The sequence below is a fragment of the Pseudocolwellia agarivorans genome (assembly GCF_002000085.1).
GTDB classification, from domain to species: domain Bacteria; phylum Pseudomonadota; class Gammaproteobacteria; order Enterobacterales; family Alteromonadaceae; genus Pseudocolwellia; species Pseudocolwellia agarivorans.
Genome location: NZ_MUZU01000003.1, coordinates 172,362 through 190,256 on the forward strand (window position 1 = coordinate 172,362; position 17,895 = coordinate 190,256).

Annotated in this window: 15 protein-coding genes; 1 reads left to right on the top strand and 14 read right to left on the bottom strand. The window is 39.5% G+C overall.

Features of this window, described 5'->3' with window-relative positions; genetic code table 11:
• Window positions 1-12: 12 nt before the first annotated feature.
• From B0X80_RS06430 to B0X80_RS06480, 11 genes are all read right to left on the bottom strand, one after another.
• Window positions 13-1,587, bottom strand: a complete 1,575-nt coding sequence (locus B0X80_RS06430; RefSeq protein WP_077339016.1) for a YbhB/YbcL family Raf kinase inhibitor-like protein — start codon at window positions 1,585-1,587, stop codon at window positions 13-15.
• 358 nt (window positions 1,588-1,945) lie between these two features.
• Window positions 1,946-2,479, bottom strand: a complete 534-nt coding sequence (locus B0X80_RS06435; RefSeq protein WP_077339017.1) for a YbhB/YbcL family Raf kinase inhibitor-like protein — start codon at window positions 2,477-2,479, stop codon at window positions 1,946-1,948.
• Between the two features lie 133 nt (window positions 2,480-2,612).
• On the bottom strand, window positions 2,613-2,804 hold the full coding sequence (locus B0X80_RS06440; protein WP_077339018.1) for a 2-hydroxymuconate tautomerase: 192 nt from the start codon (window positions 2,802-2,804) through the stop codon (window positions 2,613-2,615).
• 2 nt (window positions 2,805-2,806) lie between these two features.
• Complete coding sequence (locus B0X80_RS06445; RefSeq protein WP_077339019.1) at window positions 2,807-3,574, bottom strand: 2-keto-4-pentenoate hydratase; 768 nt, start codon at window positions 3,572-3,574, stop codon at window positions 2,807-2,809.
• Window position 3,575: 1 nt separating this feature from the next.
• Complete coding sequence (gene dmpG / locus B0X80_RS06450) at window positions 3,576-4,604, bottom strand: 4-hydroxy-2-oxovalerate aldolase (protein WP_077339020.1); 1,029 nt, start codon at window positions 4,602-4,604, stop codon at window positions 3,576-3,578.
• A 1-nt stretch (window position 4,605) separates the two neighbouring features.
• Window positions 4,606-5,565, bottom strand: a complete 960-nt coding sequence (locus B0X80_RS06455) for an acetaldehyde dehydrogenase (acetylating) (protein WP_281252999.1) — start codon at window positions 5,563-5,565, stop codon at window positions 4,606-4,608.
• Window positions 5,566-5,568: 3 nt separating this feature from the next.
• The gene (locus B0X80_RS06460; protein ID WP_077339022.1) at window positions 5,569-6,366 is read right to left on the bottom strand and encodes a 2-keto-4-pentenoate hydratase; all 798 of its coding nucleotides are present in this window, start codon (window positions 6,364-6,366) and stop codon (window positions 5,569-5,571) included.
• A gap of 95 nt (window positions 6,367-6,461) precedes the next feature.
• The gene (gene araD, locus B0X80_RS06465; protein ID WP_077339023.1) at window positions 6,462-8,198 is read right to left on the bottom strand and encodes an L-arabinonate dehydratase; all 1,737 of its coding nucleotides are present in this window, start codon (window positions 8,196-8,198) and stop codon (window positions 6,462-6,464) included.
• Window position 8,199: 1 nt separating this feature from the next.
• Window positions 8,200-9,711 (bottom strand): tripartite tricarboxylate transporter permease, encoded by a 1,512-nt coding sequence (locus tag B0X80_RS06470; RefSeq protein WP_217697136.1) that lies wholly within the window; start codon window positions 9,709-9,711, stop codon window positions 8,200-8,202.
• A 23-nt stretch (window positions 9,712-9,734) separates the two neighbouring features.
• Complete coding sequence (locus tag B0X80_RS06475) at window positions 9,735-10,229, bottom strand: tripartite tricarboxylate transporter TctB family protein (protein ID WP_077339024.1); 495 nt, start codon at window positions 10,227-10,229, stop codon at window positions 9,735-9,737.
• A 49-nt stretch (window positions 10,230-10,278) separates the two neighbouring features.
• A complete protein-coding gene (locus B0X80_RS06480) occupies window positions 10,279-11,223 on the bottom strand; it encodes a tripartite tricarboxylate transporter substrate binding protein (protein WP_077339025.1) in 945 nt (314 codons plus the stop codon).
• A gap of 243 nt (window positions 11,224-11,466) precedes the next feature.
• Between B0X80_RS06480 and B0X80_RS06485 the strand changes: the two genes are divergently transcribed.
• Entirely contained in the window at window positions 11,467-12,156 is a 690-nt protein-coding gene (locus B0X80_RS06485) for a FadR/GntR family transcriptional regulator (RefSeq protein WP_077339026.1), read from the top strand.
• 66 nt (window positions 12,157-12,222) lie between these two features.
• On the opposite strand, the gene B0X80_RS06490 is transcribed toward B0X80_RS06485, so the two are convergent.
• The 3 genes from B0X80_RS06490 to B0X80_RS06500 form a co-directional block, all read right to left on the bottom strand.
• The gene (locus B0X80_RS06490; protein WP_077339027.1) at window positions 12,223-13,569 is read right to left on the bottom strand and encodes a diguanylate cyclase domain-containing protein; all 1,347 of its coding nucleotides are present in this window, start codon (window positions 13,567-13,569) and stop codon (window positions 12,223-12,225) included.
• A 6-nt stretch (window positions 13,570-13,575) separates the two neighbouring features.
• Entirely contained in the window at window positions 13,576-14,472 is an 897-nt protein-coding gene (locus B0X80_RS06495; RefSeq protein WP_175623888.1) for a cytochrome-c peroxidase, read from the bottom strand.
• A gap of 232 nt (window positions 14,473-14,704) precedes the next feature.
• On the bottom strand, window positions 14,705-17,578 hold the full coding sequence (locus B0X80_RS06500; protein WP_077339029.1) for a TonB-dependent receptor: 2,874 nt from the start codon (window positions 17,576-17,578) through the stop codon (window positions 14,705-14,707).
• Between the last annotated feature and the right edge of the window lie 317 nt (window positions 17,579-17,895).

A 17,895-nucleotide genomic window follows, 5' to 3' on the forward strand; every position in this document is an offset into this window, starting at 1 on the left:
TAATCGGATAACTTAGTAGTTTGCTAACTGAATATCGCCTTCGCCAATGGTATTACCGTCAGCATCTACTGCAAATATTTTAGCGGCATATCTATGTGTTTGGCTTGCTACAGAACACGGTGGTAAATACCCTAGAGATGTCCAAGCACCAAAACCTTTGTTGTTTTGTACTAAGCGTGTGCCTGTTGGATAACCTGTATCAATATCGCCCGGAACTTTAATTAACGTCGCTTCTGTACCGCCAGCATGCGTATAACCAATAATACCGTGGAAGCCTCCTGTTTCTTCACCTCTGAAATCTAGGTCGTTGTATTCAACCTGAAATTCAACTGTGCCAGCAGGTACGTTAGTTAAGCTCATTTCTGGTGTAGATCCGTCGCCGCCGTTTTTCTTACATTCTTGGCCTGCGGGTAATGTTACACCGTCCCAAATGGGATCAACAAAACTTACATTCATTGTTACTAATGTTAGTTCTTCAATTACAGGATCGGTTTTGCCCGAAAGCTCGCCTGATATAACTAACGAGTACTCATCAATACTTACCTGAGTCCCTACTGTTGGGGTGAATCCTCTAAACTCAGCAACCATAGGTGCAGGGCTGTCTTGAGAGAAACGTCTCCATGTTGTAGGAATGGTATACGTGTTACTTACCGGATCTGAACCTGAAACGGTAAACTCTTTATATACCCATTGGTTATTTTCAGCTGCTGTAATAGTAGCTTCTAAAATAACACCAGCTGCTCTACGTGCGCCAATATTACCACCATCAATAGATGACTCAGGGTAAATACCATGTAATAAGGTGTAGTCTGCCGCGGTTTCTTGCGTCACTTTAACCCATGCAGATATTTTAATTTGACGGCCTTGGTTTGGCGCTGTGCTTAATTGATCAAAAAAGTTAGCCTCGCTCCAATCACGGCTATTATTACTTAAGTCGTAATTAAAACCGTTGTTAAATGCATTAGCGCCACCTGCCGTTTTATTCCATAAAATAGCATTACCAATAACGCCTTCGTTACTTAATGAAACTTCACCAAACGCTGTACCGTTAATAGCGGTCCAAAGTGGGTCTAGTGTTGTAGTTTCAAAGTTAGCGTCTAATGTGTAAGTTGAGTCAACATCAGGTGCTGGTGTGTAACACGCTAAGTTTTCTTCAACGGTGTAAGTAAGTGTTTTTACATGCTCGTTGCTACCGTCGTTGTAAGTTGCAGTTACAATAATTTCTGTACCTGTAGTTACGTCATTCGTAGCAATTAGTACACTTTCGTTACCATTAGCTTTTACTTCAGAGTTAGCAACTACATTACCGCCTGTAGCAATGCTAAAGGTTACATCGTATTCAGCAACAAAACTTTCGCCTTCAATAGGGCTAGCGACTAATTGAATAGGTGTACATGAAGGAATAGTTTTGTTTGTTACGCCGCCATCTAGTTGTAATACATTAACAACGGGTGTTTCAGGCTCAGTAGGCGCTGGTGGTGTTACGGGTACTTCCGGAGTCTCAGGTTCAACAATTGAATCGGATGTTGATGAGCCGCCACAAGCGACTAACGTTAAAGCAACTAAGCTTACAATTATTTTTTTCATAGTTCTTCTTTTTTAAATGAGTTATTAACGGGCATATAACCCGCCAAAATATGGCTTACGTTAAATTTTGCCCGAATAAAAGCTCTCAGCCTATTCAATAAAATAGGCTAAGTCGCTCAAAATTACGGTGAGTCATACCAAAGAGGTTTGGCACCTGAATAACCTGAGTTCGGCTTAATAAATGTTCTTCTAGCGGCTATTTTTACTTACTTCGGCGTTAAATTTACTTGCAATAGGCCAGCTATTGACGCGTAAATTTGCCTTGAATTAAGTAAAAATATCAAGCTAGAAACAAGTCGAAATTTTAATGTTTATTTTTTCAAATAGTTAACTACTTATTAAACTGAACTCTGTTAAATTAGTATTTCGCTAGTTGAATTTTTCCTTCAGCAAGCTGCTTACCATTTACGTCTATAGCAAATACTTTTGCTTCGTAGGTGTGAGTTTGTTTCTTTGTAGAGCATGGAGGCATGTAGCCTTTATGTATTTTCCATGCACCAAAGCCACGGTTAGCTTTAACTAAGCGAGTGCCTTGTGGGTAACCTGTTACAATATCGCCCGGAACAGAAATTAAAGACGCTTTGTTTCCACCGGTATGTGTATGACCCACAACGCCATGAAAACCACCTTTTCCGCCTTCCCAACTGATATCACTATATTCAACTTGTAGCTCTACAGTGCCTGTTGGAACATTACTTACTGTCATTGCAGGTGTAGAACCTTTACCACCATTCTTTTTACATTGTTGCCCTGCTGGAAGCTTTATACCGTTCCAAGCAGAATCAGCAAAGCTAACGCTTAAAGCCGGTGCTTCGCTGCTATTAGCAACATCATTGCTTGCGCATGCACTTGTTAATGCAATAACAGCCAATAAACTCAGTGTTTTTTTCATATTGAAATCCTATTAATTTTATTTTTGATCAAATGTTTCAAGCATATATTTATGCGTTATATGTTTGAAAAACTCGTATTTTAAAATTATAACCAACTGAATTAATGAGCTAATTCAGTTGGTTTAGGATGTTTTACTTTCTTACGTCCTCAAACAGCTCTCCGCCAATACCCCAGTTCTCTTTTGGAACTTCTCTAATGAGTACACGAACAGCCTGTTTAGGCGCGCCTAAGCTTTCACAAATTGCATTAGTTACATTAGCAATTAAGGCTTTTTTCATTTCTTTACTTCGACCTTCAACAATTGAAATTTCAGCAATAGGCATGGTTATGCTCCTACTTTAAAGCCGACACTGCCTAAAGATTGAAATTGAGTTTCAATACTTTGGCCCGGCGCTAAAGCAATAGCTGCCGTAGCACTACCGGCTAAAACAATATCGCCAGCGTATAGTTTTTCACCTGCAGACGCGACAACACGTGCTGCTGAAACTAATGAACGGATAGGGTCACCTAAAATGGCCGCGGTAGACCCTACTTCAGCTGCGTGGCCGTTAACGGTCATCACAATACCTAAGTTACGAAAGTCTGTTTCTTTAGGAAACCAATTGCCTAATACAAAACCTGACGACGATGAGTTATCGGCAACTACATCACCTAAATCAAACTTAAAGTTATCGTAACGTGAATCAATAATTTCCATCGCTGGAGCAATAGCTTCAACCGCAGCAAGTGCTTCGGCTGGTGTTACGTCGCCCGATAAATCAGTTTTCAATAAAAATGCAATTTCAGGCTCTACACGAGGATGAATATAGTTAGCTAACGAAATTATGCCTCCATCTTCAACTCGCATGGTATTGGTTAAACGTCCCCAAATAAGGTCGTGTACACCCATTTGGATCATTTTAGCTCGGCTAGTAAAACCCATTTTAATACCAACACGCTTTTCGCCACGTGCGTAACGACGTTGCATAGACAGCGCTTGAACTGCGTATGCTTCATCAATCGAAAGAGGTTTTTCTGTCGAAAATTGTTTAATAGCACTGGCTGTTCTTGCGCCTTCGTCAACAATTTCAGCTATTTTTGCAAGATCACTCATCTTACGATTCCTTACTGTTTAATAAATCTAAAGCCACATCAACAATCATATCTTCTTGGCCGCCTACCATTTTACGAGCACCTAATTCGATAAGAATATCTCGTGTGTCTACACCATAAATTTTAGAGGCTTTTTCAGCATGACGAAGGAAGCTAGAATAAACACCGGCATAACCTAACGAAAGGCTTTCGCGGTCAACTCGCACTGGGCGATCTTGTAATGGACGAACTTGATCATCTGCCGCGTCCATTAATTTAAATAAGTCGCAACCTGTTTCAATATTCATACGGTTAAGTACGGCAATTAATACTTCTAATGGGGCATTACCTGCGCCTGCACCGTTACCAGCTAATGAAGCGTCTACTCGTACAGCACCTTCACGTATGGCAGCAACAGAGTTAGCTACCCCTAGTGATAAGTTGTGATGGGTATGAATACCAATTTCAGTATTAGCATTAAGTTCTGCACGTAATAGTTTAACGCGTGCTGTTACATCGTCGGGCAATAAATAACCTGCGCTATCAACCACATAAACACATTCTGCGCCGTAACTTTCCATTAACTTAGCTTGAGTCAGTAATTGCTCAGGCGTGATCATGTGCGACATCATTAAAAAGCCACAAGTGTCCATACCTAAATGTCGTGCGGCTTCAATGTGCTGTTTTGAAATGTCGCCTTCAGTACAATGCGTTGCGACACGAATTGATCGAGCGCCAGCGCTATAAGCTGCTTTTAAATCGCTAATAGTCGCGATGCCCGGAATTTGTAAAATAGTAACGCGTGAATGGTCAACAACATCAGCCACGGCTGATATCCATTCAAGATCTGAATGACTACCAAAACCGTAGTTGAATGAACTCCCCGCTAAGCCGTCACCATGGGTAATTTCAATAGCATCAACTTTTGCTTCATCTAACGATTTAGCAATAGACTGAACGGTGTCTAAGTCAAATTGATGACGTACGGCATGCATACCGTCACGTAATGTTACGTCTTGAACATAAAGTTTATTAGGATTTGAAATACTCATCTTAAACCGCCTTATTGTTCTGGTTGGAATGATTCAGTTTAATGTCTACCCAACGTTCAGCAGTCGATTTAGCCGCTGAAGTCATAATGTCTAAATTTCCAGCATAAGCTGGTAGGTAATGTGCCGCGCCTTCAACTTCTAAAAAGATGGTTGTTTTTAGGCCTGTCATTAACCCTTTACCCGGAATATTTACTGGTGCGTCAGCAGTAATATGCTCAAACTGTACCTCTTGCTTTAATCGGTAACCCGGCACATAGCTTTGTACTTTTTCAACCATGTCGTGCACGCTTTGTCGAATAGCGTCTTCATCACCACCTTGCGATAAAGTAAATACGGTATCGCGCATCATTACGGGCGGCTCTGCTGGATTCATAATGATAATAGCTTTACCAATTTCAGCGCCACCAATAAGCTCAATCGCTTTAGAAGTAGTTTCAGTAAATTCATCAATATTAGCGCGTGTACCCGGACCTGCTGATTTAGACGAAATTGAAGCAACAATTTCACCATAAATAACTTTATCAGTTGCTTGGCTTACCGCAGCAACCATAGGAATAGTGGCTTGTCCGCCACAGGTCACCATGTTTACGTTTGGCGCATCAATGTTTTTATCAAGGTTTACAACCGGAATGGTATACGGGCCAATCGCCGCAGGTGTTAAATCAATAACCTTTTTACCGTCAGCTTGTAAACGCTCGTTATGATATTTATGAGCGCCTGCCGATGTGGCATCAAATACCACTTTAATATCGTCGTAACACGGTAATTTAGTTAAACCTTCTAACCCTTCATGCGTAATAGCTACACCCATTCGACTGGCACGAGCTAAACCGTCTGATTCTGGGTCTATACCGACCATAGCGGCCATTTCTAAATTAGTAGAGTCGCGCAATATTTTGATCATAAGATCGGTACCAATGTTACCTGACCCTATGATGGCTACTTTAGTTTTCATCATCAGCTCCTATTTATCTTCACTTGAAAATACAGCACGAACAGAACCTAAACCTTCAATGCGCGCTTCATATACACCACCCGGTTCAGCAACAACCATAGGACCTAATGCGCCCGACAACACAACATCGCCTGCACGTAAGGGATAACCAGATTTAGCCATAACTTTTGCTAACCATAAGGTGGCATTTAGCGGGCTACCTAAACAAGCCGCGCCAGCGCCAACCGATACAGGTTCGCCATCTTTAAATATTGCCATGCCACATAAACGTGGATCAAAATCACCAATTAATACCGGCGTTTGACCTAATACGTAGAAGCCTGAAGAAGCGTTGTCTGCAATGGTGTCTGTAATTTTAATGTCCCAATCTTTTACGCGAGAACCTACCACTTCAATCGCAGGTAAGGCGTAATCAATGGCTGATATAATATCAACCATGGTTAATTGCTCTTCGGTTAAATCGTGTGCGATAACAAAAGCAATTTCAGCTTCAACTTTAGGTTGAAAACATTTGCTGTACGGGATTTCTTCACCGTCAGCAATGTCCATATCGGCATACAACATACCGTAATCTGGTTGGTCGACACCCAGTTGTTTTTGTACAACTTTAGCGGTTAAACCAATTTTTCTCCCCGTTAAACGACGACCACTTTCAACTAATCGTTTAGTATTAATTTCTTGTACGGCGTATGCGGCATCAACGTCTGATTCACCAATAAATTCACGAATTGGCGCAACTGGCGCTCCTGTTTCCCAAGCAGACCAAAGCTGATCGGCTGCTAGCTTTATATTTTCTTCTTGTGACATGTGTAAATAACCTCTATAACTTTGCTAAATTTTTCTACGTAAATAAGCGAGCCACATAAGCTCAGCTGCATAAAAACGGGTTTATTTCGATTTAACTAATGAATATCAGGATCTGGCACAGGTGCGCCAAAATCTGTTCTTAAAAAGTCAAAATCACAGCCTTTATCTGCTTGCTCAACATGCTTATTAAAAGCATAGCCATAGCCGCGTTCGTATCTCGGTGGTGGAGCTACCCAAGCTTTTTGACGTTTAGCTAACTCTTCTTCAGACACCTCCATATTTAAAATGCGTTTATCAACATCAAGGGTAATAATGTCGCCTGTTTTTAATAGGGCTAACGGGCCACCAATATAAGATTCTGGTGCTACGTGTAGTACGCAGGCACCAAATGAAGTACCCGACATACGCGCGTCAGAAAGACGAAGCATATCTCTTTGGCCTAATTTCAATAACGCTTTAGGCATAGGTAACATGCCCCACTCTGGCATTCCTGCACCTTGCGGGCCTGCGTTACGTAACACTAAAACGGTATCTGGTGTCATGGGATAATCAGGGTCATCTACAATAGCTTTTAACTCTTCATAACTATTAGCAACTAATGCGGGGCCTGAATGTTGATGATATTTTTTATCACAAGCAGCGGGTTTAATTACTGCGCCATTTGGCGCTAAGTTACCTTTTAATACCGCTAACGAACCTTCGTGATAAACAGGATTTTCAAGGGGGCGAATAACATCGTCGTTAAATACTTCAGCACCTTCGAGCTCAGTACCTAAAGTGCGCCCGCTCACCGTTAAGGTATTCAAGTCAAGCTTACTGCCTAAGGTTTTCATTAATGCAGGTAAGCCGCCCGCATAGAAAAAATCTTCCATTAGGTATTCATCACCCGTTGGACGAACATTAGCAATAACGGGTGTTGTACGACTTACCGCGTCTAAATCTTCTAAGCTCAGGTTAATACCAGCCCGTTGTGCCATCGCTAATAAATGGATGATGGCGTTAGTTGAACAGCCCGTAGCCATAGCAACAACAACTGCGTTATTAATCGCTTCAGGAGTAATAATTTTATTCGGTGTTAAGTCTTCCCACACCATGTCAACCGCACGGCTACCACAAGCTGCAGCCATGCGTTTATGACCAGAGTCAGCAGCAGGAATTGAAGAAGCGCCTGTGAATGACAAACCCATTGCATCGGCAATTGCCGTCATGGTGCTAGCTGTTCCCATAGTCATACATGTACCGTAACTACGGTTAATGCCGCCTTCTACGCCTTGCCATTCTTTAACTGAAATAGTGCCTGCTCGGCGTTCATCCCAATATTTCCAAGCGTCAGTACCTGAACCTAATGTTTTGCCTGCATAGTTACCGCGCAACATTGGCCCTGCTGGCATATAAATAAAAGGCAAGCCCATGCTTACAGCCCCCATAGCAAGTGCAGGTGTTGTTTTGTCGCAACCGCCCATTAACACTACGCCATCAACAGGGTGAGAGCGTAATAACTCTTCAGTTTCCATGGCTAACAAATTGCGATACATCATGGTTGTAGGTTTAACAAAGCTTTCTGATAAAGACAGCGCAGGGAGCTCCATAGGAAATCCCCCTGCTTGCCAAACACCACGTTTTACCGCTTCAACACGGTTTTTAAAGTGAGCATGACAAGGTTGTGCATCAGACCACGTATTGATAATGGCAATTATAGGTTTACCTACCCACTCTTCAGGTGAATATCCCATTTGCATTTGACGAGAACGATGACCAGAAGCTCTTAAATTATCAGGTGCCATCCAGCGAGCGGAGCGTAAATCTTCATATTTTTTATTTTTATCTGTCATCTTAGTTACCTGTATTAGTTCCTTTTTTTACATCCTGACGTCTTTGGAAAAGTATAATGACGAGAAGCACCGCCGAAAGCCCCAGTAAAGTTGCGCTGATAGGTCGCGTTAAAAACTGTGTCCAATCACCATCAAACAGCAACATGCCTCTTCGTAAATTAGATTCAACTAAAGTCCCTAGAATTAAACCTAAAATTACTGGCGCTGTACCAAAGCCATAGCGATTTAGAAAGAAACCTAAAACACCAAAACCTAGCATTAACCACAGTTCGAAAAAGTTACCGCTTACGCCATAAACGCCAATTACACAAAACATTAAAATAAGCGGTGTTAATATTTTTGCTGGCACTTTCAACACACGAACAAATAATTTAATACCCATTAACTGTGTTAAAAACATAAAGATATTAGCAATAATAAAAGCGAAGAATATGCCGTAAGCTAACGTTGTTTGTTGCTCAAATAAGGCCGGCCCTGGGCGAACACCTTGAATAGTTAACCCACCCATTAATACAGCCGTAGCGACTTCACCCGGAACACCTAACGTTAATACAGGAATAAGCGCTCCGCCTGCCATAGAGTTATTGGCGCTTTCAGAAGCGATAAGACCTTCGTCGTGTCCTTTACCAAATTTTTCAGGTGTTTTAGAAAAACGTTTAGCTTGGTCGTAAGCCATAAAAGAAGAGATTGAACCGCCAGCGCCGGGAATAGCACCCACAATAGTACCGATAAGCGTTGAGCTAGTGAGTATTTTCCACGAGCGCCCTAAAATGCCCCAATAAGGTTTTGCGTCGGCAACGTTGTTCGCTATGTTTAATTCTTTTTTGTCTTTTTTATGGGTGGCTAAATCTTGTAATACTTGCGCAACGGCAAACAAACCAATTAATGCAGGTAATAAACTAATCCCCATAATGAGCGCAGGTTCGTCGCCCGTAAAACGTAAATTAGCGTTAATACGATCAGCACCTACAGTTGATAACAGCAAACCAATTAAGCCAGCAACCAAGCCTTTCGACATTGAATTACCTGATACTGAGGCAATAATAACCAGCCCAAAAACACCTAAAGCAAAGAACTCGGCAGAGCCAAAACGTAACGCAAAATTAGCGATGGGCGGAGCAACTAACAACAAGAGTATGGCGCCAACTAAGCCGCCAACAAAAGATGATGAAATAGCAATACCTAAAGCCTTACCTGCTTGACCATTTTTTGCCATTGGGTAACCGTCTAAGGTAGTAGCCACTGATGAAGGCGTACCAGGAATACCTAATAAAATGGCAGGAATCGCACCACCAGCAACGGCGCCAACAAAACCGCCAAGCAACATACCAATACCTTGAATAGGCTCTAACCCAAAAGTTAATGGTATGAGTAATGCAATAGTCATCGCCGCGGTTAAACCCGGTAAGGCGCCCATAACTAAACCTAAAATAGTACCTGCTGCTATCATTAAAATAACGGTGGGGTCGAGTAACAGCTGAAAAGCGTCTACGTAATTAGTTAACATACTCATGATTAAAATTTACCTTTAAACATTTAATACAAACTCAAACCAAAACCGTGCACAAACACAGCATGGGTAAGCAAGGTAACGACAACAGAGGCAAGTGCTGCAGATAGTGTGTAACGTTTACTTGGAAGTAAATTTTTTAGTTGATCGTCATCGGCTTTCGTTAACGTGATATGGGATACCATCATGGCAGCAAACAAAAACACCATAGTGGCTAACCTAAAACCTATGCCTTCTATTAAAAAGATATAAATAACTAATAACGCCAATACAGCTAAGGCACCCAAAGCAGAACGCGGATCCATTTTTTCAACAGACTCACCATGGGTTCGTAACTCACGAAAGTCAGTCCACAGTACATTGAGCATCAGCACCATTAGCAAGCCACTGACAATGCTAGGAAAGAAAGATGACGTAATATGTTCTTGCATAAAAGACTCAGGGAATGCCTGAGCGGCACTAAAGGCCCAGCCCGTAATAGCAAGAATAACGACATCGAAAATAATTCGACCATTGATCATTTATGTCTCCTAAGACACGGTAAAAATGAATAAGCTTGAATCTAAAAGGTTATTTAGCCAGTGCAGTTCTTGTTAATGTAATCAGTTTTTCTGAACCGTCTTGTACAAAACGCTCAAGTTGCTCGCCGTAAGCTGGATTGACATCTACTCCAATATTACGAACCGCTTTTTTGAAATCTTCATCTTGAATAGCTTGAGCAATCGCATTTACCCATTTAGCTTTAACGTCAGGCGCTAAGCCCGCAGGTGCTGCAATACCACGCCACTGCAATGTATCTATTGAATAACCTTGCTCGGTAAATAAAGTAACATCAGGTAATTGAGTCGATGTACCCGTAGCAGCAATAGCGGTAAGTTTTCCGCTTTCTAAACCTGAAGCGACCCCAGCAGGAGTTAACACTACGCCGTCAATATGTCCGCCAAGTGTTGCTGCAACGGCAGCTGAACCACCACCAAAAGGAATAAGTTTGGCTTTTATGCCTAACTCGTTAGTGATTGCCTGCGCCATAATATGTGTTGAAGAGCCAACTCCGGCATAACCTAAAGTAATAGAATTTTTAGAAGCTGATTGAACGAAACGTTTAAGACTGCTCCATTCATCTCTTGTTTTAACTGCCAATACATAAGGTTCAGTTGCAACACGCGCGATTACATCAAGGTCTGAAGTTTTAAATTTCACATTCCCTAAACCTTGCAAGGTATACAGCGCATTACTCGTAATAGTAACTGTGTAACCGTCTGGTTTGTGGGCAAGTGCGATCATAGTACCAACCGCTCCACCGCCCCCCGAAACATTACGAACAACAATATTAGTACCAAAAGCTTTTTTTAAGGGCCTTGTTAATGCCCTAACAAAATTATCGTTACTTCCGCCCGCGCCATAAGGCACAATGATAGTAATAGGTTTACGGGGAAATTCTGCAGAAATAGCAGCAACAGGTAAGAAAGAAAAGCTTAATGCGATACTCATTATTATTTTGATACAGCTGCGCATATATTTACCTATTAAATAAATGATTAACTTTAAATGGTGTCAATTAAACAAGAGATAGTTGAATAAGTGATCGAACTGAAATCTACTACCACCACCTAACCAAGTCAATTATAAGTTTAAATAAATTCACAACTAAAAATAAATAACGAACAAAAACAACAAATTAAAAATAACACTTGACTAACACAAGAACTAATTTAAACTAATGACTACCAATTCAATGATTAAGAAGACTAAAAAACAATGACTGATCAATTAACTGAATTAGCCACTCAGAGGCTCCGTGAAGTAATAAATCACCCTAAATGGAAAACAGGTGGGCGTTTACCCCCTGAAGAAAAACTGGCACGTAGTATTGGTTTATCGAGATCGGCACTTAGGCGAGCACTTGTTCGTTTAAGGGAAGAAGGTCTTATTGTTTCTAAACGAGGTTCTGGCAATTACGTATTACCTAGCGTAAATAACGACAACAATGCCTTTATTGAACTGGGGATTGGTAACTTATCTGACGTAGAAAACTGCGTACGTTTTCGGTACGGATTAGAAGTGGCTATGTGTGGTGAAGCCGCAGAACGCGCAACTGACGAAGATATAGAAGCTATTATTGCAGCTAACCAACATCTGGCAGAAAATCAGGTAGATGGCTCTTTATTTGAGGCAGATTTTCAAGTGCATTTGAGTATTGCCAAGGCCACTCAAAACCCTTATTACCGTGCCGCAATGGAAAGCTTACGTACACCAATGCAAGTGTGTTATGAAATTGGGCGTCGCTTAAGAGATATTCCATTAAACGAAGCATCTCACCGTGTACACAATGAGCATGACCAGTTAATACAAGCGATTAAACAACGCAATCCTGTTGCAGCAAAAGCAGCAATGGACATACATTTAAGTGCTACCTTAAATCGTTTTCTTGGAAAGAGTGAAACTTGATCGTATAGCATTAACTCATTAAATAAACGGTTTACAGATGGGAAAACAGTTTATTTAGATAGGTTTTTAATTATGTTTTTTATTCCAGACTGTAACCCTGTCTTTGCCGTGGTTTTTAGAGTAATACATTGCTTCATCGGCACACTTAAGCAAGTCATCAGGGGTTACAGCATGCTCAGGAAAAAGACTAATGCCAATACTTAAAGTTACAATGCACTTGTTTCCTTCGAGTTCATATTTTCTATTGCATTTGGTCAGTAAGTTTTCAGCAACATTTTTTGCCTCGTCAGCATTGTTGATACCTTGCACAACCACCACAAACTCATCACCACCTATACGGTAAATTGAATCTTGCTTTCTAACACTGTTTGTTAATCGCGTGGATAGCTTTTGTAATAACTTATCGCCAATATCGTGACCATAAGTATCATTAACCCCTTTAAATCCATCTAAATCAATAAAAAGTAAAGAGAATTTCTGTCCATATTTAACATGTGAAGCCATAAACATGGGTAAGTTTTCAATTAACTTTTTCCTGTTGTATAAACCGGTAAGTGGATCTGTTATTCCTGCAGCTCTATGCTCATCAATAGTGCGGTATAACAAATAGAAGAGTAAAAACAAGGTCACCAGCGTAATAACAAGTATCAACGTGAATGTTAAAATTTGAGATTTAATCGTTTCATGCTTTGCATCGGTTTTAACGTAAATTAACGAGAGTTCATCAAACAAAGTTGTTAATAAGTCACTATGCTCAGCATTGAAAAATGCATCTCTTGCTTGGTGTGATAACACGATTTGATTATTCAATATTTTTAAATGCTTGTTGATTGCATTTACTGTTTTTATTTGCTGCTCAGTGCAATGAACACATTGATTAAAACTGTTCGGTTCTTTAAGGTTAATTCTTTGATTTAATGCTATTGATTTTGATAATTGATATTGCGCATCAGCAAGAAATTTAAGAATAAATTTGTCATTTTCGGCTTCTTTATTTAGAGAAAAAAGCAGAGTATCTAGATACTTTAAAGAATTTCGAATGATTGCGACTTCGGATAAATAATCATTCATTCTACTCTTTTTTTGTCGCGACAACGTAGGCAACAGCGTAGTGAAGTTATCGAAAGGTTCTTTAATATTTCTTGATATATCAAGGAACAACATCATTTCCTTGTGATAATGGTTAGCGGCTTTGTTAACACGATCAAAATGAGGAAAATTGTCACTATGAATACTATTTAATTCGTAATTCCAAACCGCGTCAGCCGATTTTAATTTAACTAACTGAAAAATAGTATTTTGAATATCCATTGTGTTTTGTAAATTACTGTAACGCTTGTAAGTACTGTAAATAGATATAATGAGCGTGCTAGACAATACAATTAATATGAGTATCAGTTTCTTTCTGTTCATAATACGCTACTCAATGATACTCGTTAGGGTTTTGAGAAAGTCATGTATTTGATCAACTTCAGTGTCTGTTAAGGTTTGACCCAACTGATACTTTGCCATGAGCTTTATAACCCCTTTTAATGATTTAACTGAGCCATCATGCAAGTACGGGGAAGTTACTGCTACATTTCTTAATGATGGCACTCGTAGCGTTTTAGTTGCGTAGTTACCATTCTCTCCTGAGAATGTATTAATAACACCAAGTTTTTGAAAAACATTTCCGCCAACATTAGCGCCTTGATGACAAGAAGCACAACCGTAATCTTTAAACTTTTCGTAACCTTTTTTTGCAGAAGCACTAATCGCGTTGATATCTCCTAATAAAAACGCATCAAATTTAGAGGGAAGAATTAAGTTTTCTTCATAATAAAGAAGTGCATTTATAATATTAGTTTTTGACACCCCTGTTTTATAAATTACCTTAAAAAGCTTCGTGTATACCACATCATTTGCAAGGGCATTGATTGTAAAGGCCCAATCAATGTTCATAACTTTAGGGTTATTGAGTATCATTTCTAAATGGGGTTTTAACTGATTATATTTACCCAACCAACCTAGGTAATAATTTTTACTCACATTAAAAACGGTTGGCGAATTAGTTGAAAGGTTTATAGAGGTTTTTAACCCGTCATCTCCTCCTGCTGTAAGGTTATGGCAAGAATAACAAGAGGTATTTTGATTTCCAGATAAACGATTGTCTTTAAATAATAATTCACCTAATTCAAATTTTTCTGTATCGATAGAGGGATTTTTAACGATTGGAATAATAGGCTCTATTGCTATGCAGCTAAAAGTAATACATGAGAAAAAAAAACATAAGTAAATACGTTTATTGATAAGCGTATTTAAAAGTAAATAGATCAAATTATAGTTTCCTAAACGACATCGCACACTCTAATTAGTATACAGTAAAGTTACAATCCGCAAGCAAAACTACATTTAAAGTTTAAACCTGATAGCTCAACACCTCCTTATTATGCCGCTTAACCACCTGACCACCAAATTAAATATTAGCGCTTTAGATAAAAAAAAGAGCTCCTAATTTTACTCAGAAGCTCTTTTACAGGGGGACTATTTTTACTAACGTAAGTGCTAACTAAAAGCTTGTACGAACACCAAATGCATAACGACGTCCGGTATCATCTAATTGTAAAAACTGGCTTTCGTAACGCCCATGTTGTTTAACAACCGAATCCGTTAAGTTAGTTCCTTCAATAAATATTTGTGTTGTTTCATTAAAGTTATAAGCAACACGTACATCAATTTGATCGTATTCTTCAGTAAACCATGGCTCTATGCCTTGGAATCGAGAGAAGAACTTAGAACGTTTGTTGTAAGCAATACGAGCTTCAATAGTTTCATCGTCATAAAACAATACAATGTTTTTCGAATCACCCAAGCCTGGTAACGCTAAGTTGTTATCAGTTTTAGATACATCAAAATCATGGTCTGAATCAACGTAAGTTAAGTTAGCTGAAACACCAATAGCATTGAATGGCGCAGGCAACATATCAAACACTTGTTGAAAAGCTATTTCAACACCATCAACACTGGTTTCTTCTAAGTTACGAGGACGTGTAACGTCTAAAAACAGAGTATTATTCGCAACATCTATTTTATTATCAGGGTCTGGATAACCGATAAGTGCGTCTAATTTAGGTATGGTTAACCCTTCTCGCTCAACGCCACTTACAATAAAACCATTGATGTCTTTACGGAAGAAACCTGCTGTTAAGAAACCTGTTTCGCTGTAATACCACTCTAACGATAAATCAAAGTTGTCAGCTACGAATGGTTCTAAATCAGGATTACCTGCTGTTGCCTCTAATCCTGTGTAACGAATTTCTTGAGCGGTAACTGCTGCTGGATTTAACATCGTCATTTCTGGACGCGTTAAAGTTTTAGAATAAGCTAAACGAGCCACAAAGTTATCAGTAATGTCTAAACGTGCATTAATGCTCGGTAAAAATTCACTGTAATCTGATGAAGCAATAAGAGGTGTTACTTCGCTCGACCGTTGTACTACCAATGAATCAGTTACTGACGGGCTTGGCTTAACTTCAACAAAAGCTTGCGCATAACCCAACGAGTCTAATTTAGTTTCGGTATAACGTACGCCAGCATTAATCACTAATGGCATATCAGCGACTTCCATTTCGAAAGTACCATTGACATAAGCTGACACAATGTCTTCTTCAATGTTATATGATCTTGGCGAGTCTTGAACAACATTGTAACCGCCCGGTAAAAAGTCACTTGCTGATGTGCCTGGTGCTAAGCCATTTTCTGTATCACGTTGAGCAAGTGTTTCTGGACGTTCTAAATATTCAAACCATGCTTCTTGGTTAAAATAAAGTGCATCAGATCTAAAGTCGCCTTTAGCGCCAGATAAGAAACCACTACGATTTACTGGCGTAAAAATATTAGCGGGTAAATCCACACGGCCATTTAGATAAAAGCCTGCATTAGGTGAAGTCGTATCATATTTAGATTTTTCTTGCGTTGATGTAATAGCACCAAAGGTAACTTCGGTAAGAAATTCACTATCAACAACCCAAGTAAAATCAGCTTTTAGCTCGGTAATATCATCTTTAAAATTTTCACCTTTACGTTTACCAAACCACGAACGTTGGTCATTAGGATCAGCAGCTAACACTTCAGAACCTAGCGTATAATCAAAACTATCAATATTGCCATCTTGATTCGTATCGGTTGAATTAGGCGTAAATTTAAATACTTGCATGATTGGTGCATCGCCACCTTGTGTATTATCTACACGTAAAATATGGTCGCTTGCACGAGATACTACGTAGTAATCTTTACCGCCGGCTTTCATTTCAGCCGTTGATTTTGATACATCAAATACAGCAGACAAATTATCAGAAAGCTCCCATTCTAATTTGGCACCAAATTGCTTAGCCGTTGACGGACGATTATTAGAGAACTGCACATACATAGGCGATTCAATCATGTCGTAACTAGTGATCACGTTATTTTCGTCGGCAACTAAATTATGTATAGCTGGTGGACTACGGTGTGAAAATCGGTCATTAATTGTTGATTCAACATCTAACTTCGAATAAAGCGCATCAATGGTTAATACCATATTATCGTTTGGCGTATATTGGAAAACCCCTGTAGCGCCTGTGCGGCTTCTATCTTCTAAACTACGAGCATAGTTATATTGTCTTTGGTAAGTATATTTACCGGCACCGTTACCTTGGTTATCTCTGAATTTCCATAAATCACTTCCAGTGTAATTTTGAGTATCCCAACGACCTGATTCCGGTGTTGTTCCCGTAAGAATTGAATCTTGAGTGGAAACACGCTCTTGATGAGAAACCGATAATAAAAGACCTACAGTATCATCAGCAAACGTATTGCTAATAAAACCGAAGATGTTAGGACTTAGCTCGCTCGATTTGTCTTCGTACATCCCCTTTGCACTAGCAACGGCTTTAAATTTTCCTATATCTAATGGCTTTTGAGTTTTTAAATTAATGGTTGAGCCAATACCTCCTTCTTGTAAAGCAACACTTGATGTTTTGAACACATCAGCAGCACCAATAAGCTCTGAAGAAAGTAAATCAAAATGGAATGCTCTACCTGGAGAGTCTGACGCCATACGACGACCGTTTAATAATACCGTATTAAATTCTGGACCAAAGCCACGCACTGTCACTTTTTGACCTTCGCCACCATTACGGTCAATTGATACACCAGAAATACGTTGTAAAGATTCAGCCACGTTTGAGTCTGGAAATTTACCAATGTCTTCTGACACTATGCTGTCTTTAATAAAGTTGCTGTCTTTTTTTAATGCGGCAACAGCAACCAAACTATTTTTAAGACCTGTAACGGTAATAACCTCAACATTTTCTTTAGCTTCTTCGGCTAGTAGTGGCGCGGTATTTAATGCACTCAATACAGTAATAACGGCAGCTGCAACTTTCGTTTTTTTAATGAACATATTGTCCCCTCGATGTCTTTGCTTTTTGTTGTATGTGTTTGTTGTATTAATTTTCAGATGCTGATGGTCTAAAGCTAAGCGACGCAAAACTCAAATTTCTATTCATTTAGCAGATAACAAACAGCACCTTTTTATTATTTTTTTTAGCAGGCTATTCATAACGTATTTAGTAAAAAACAGTTTATTAAATAGCTGTATAAAACTTACTCTTGAGAGATATATAAGTCAATATAAGTTAATTAAAATATTTAAAAGCACTAAAACTCAATAAGATACAATTAAACACAAAACAAAATAAAACCAATTAAAACTAATTT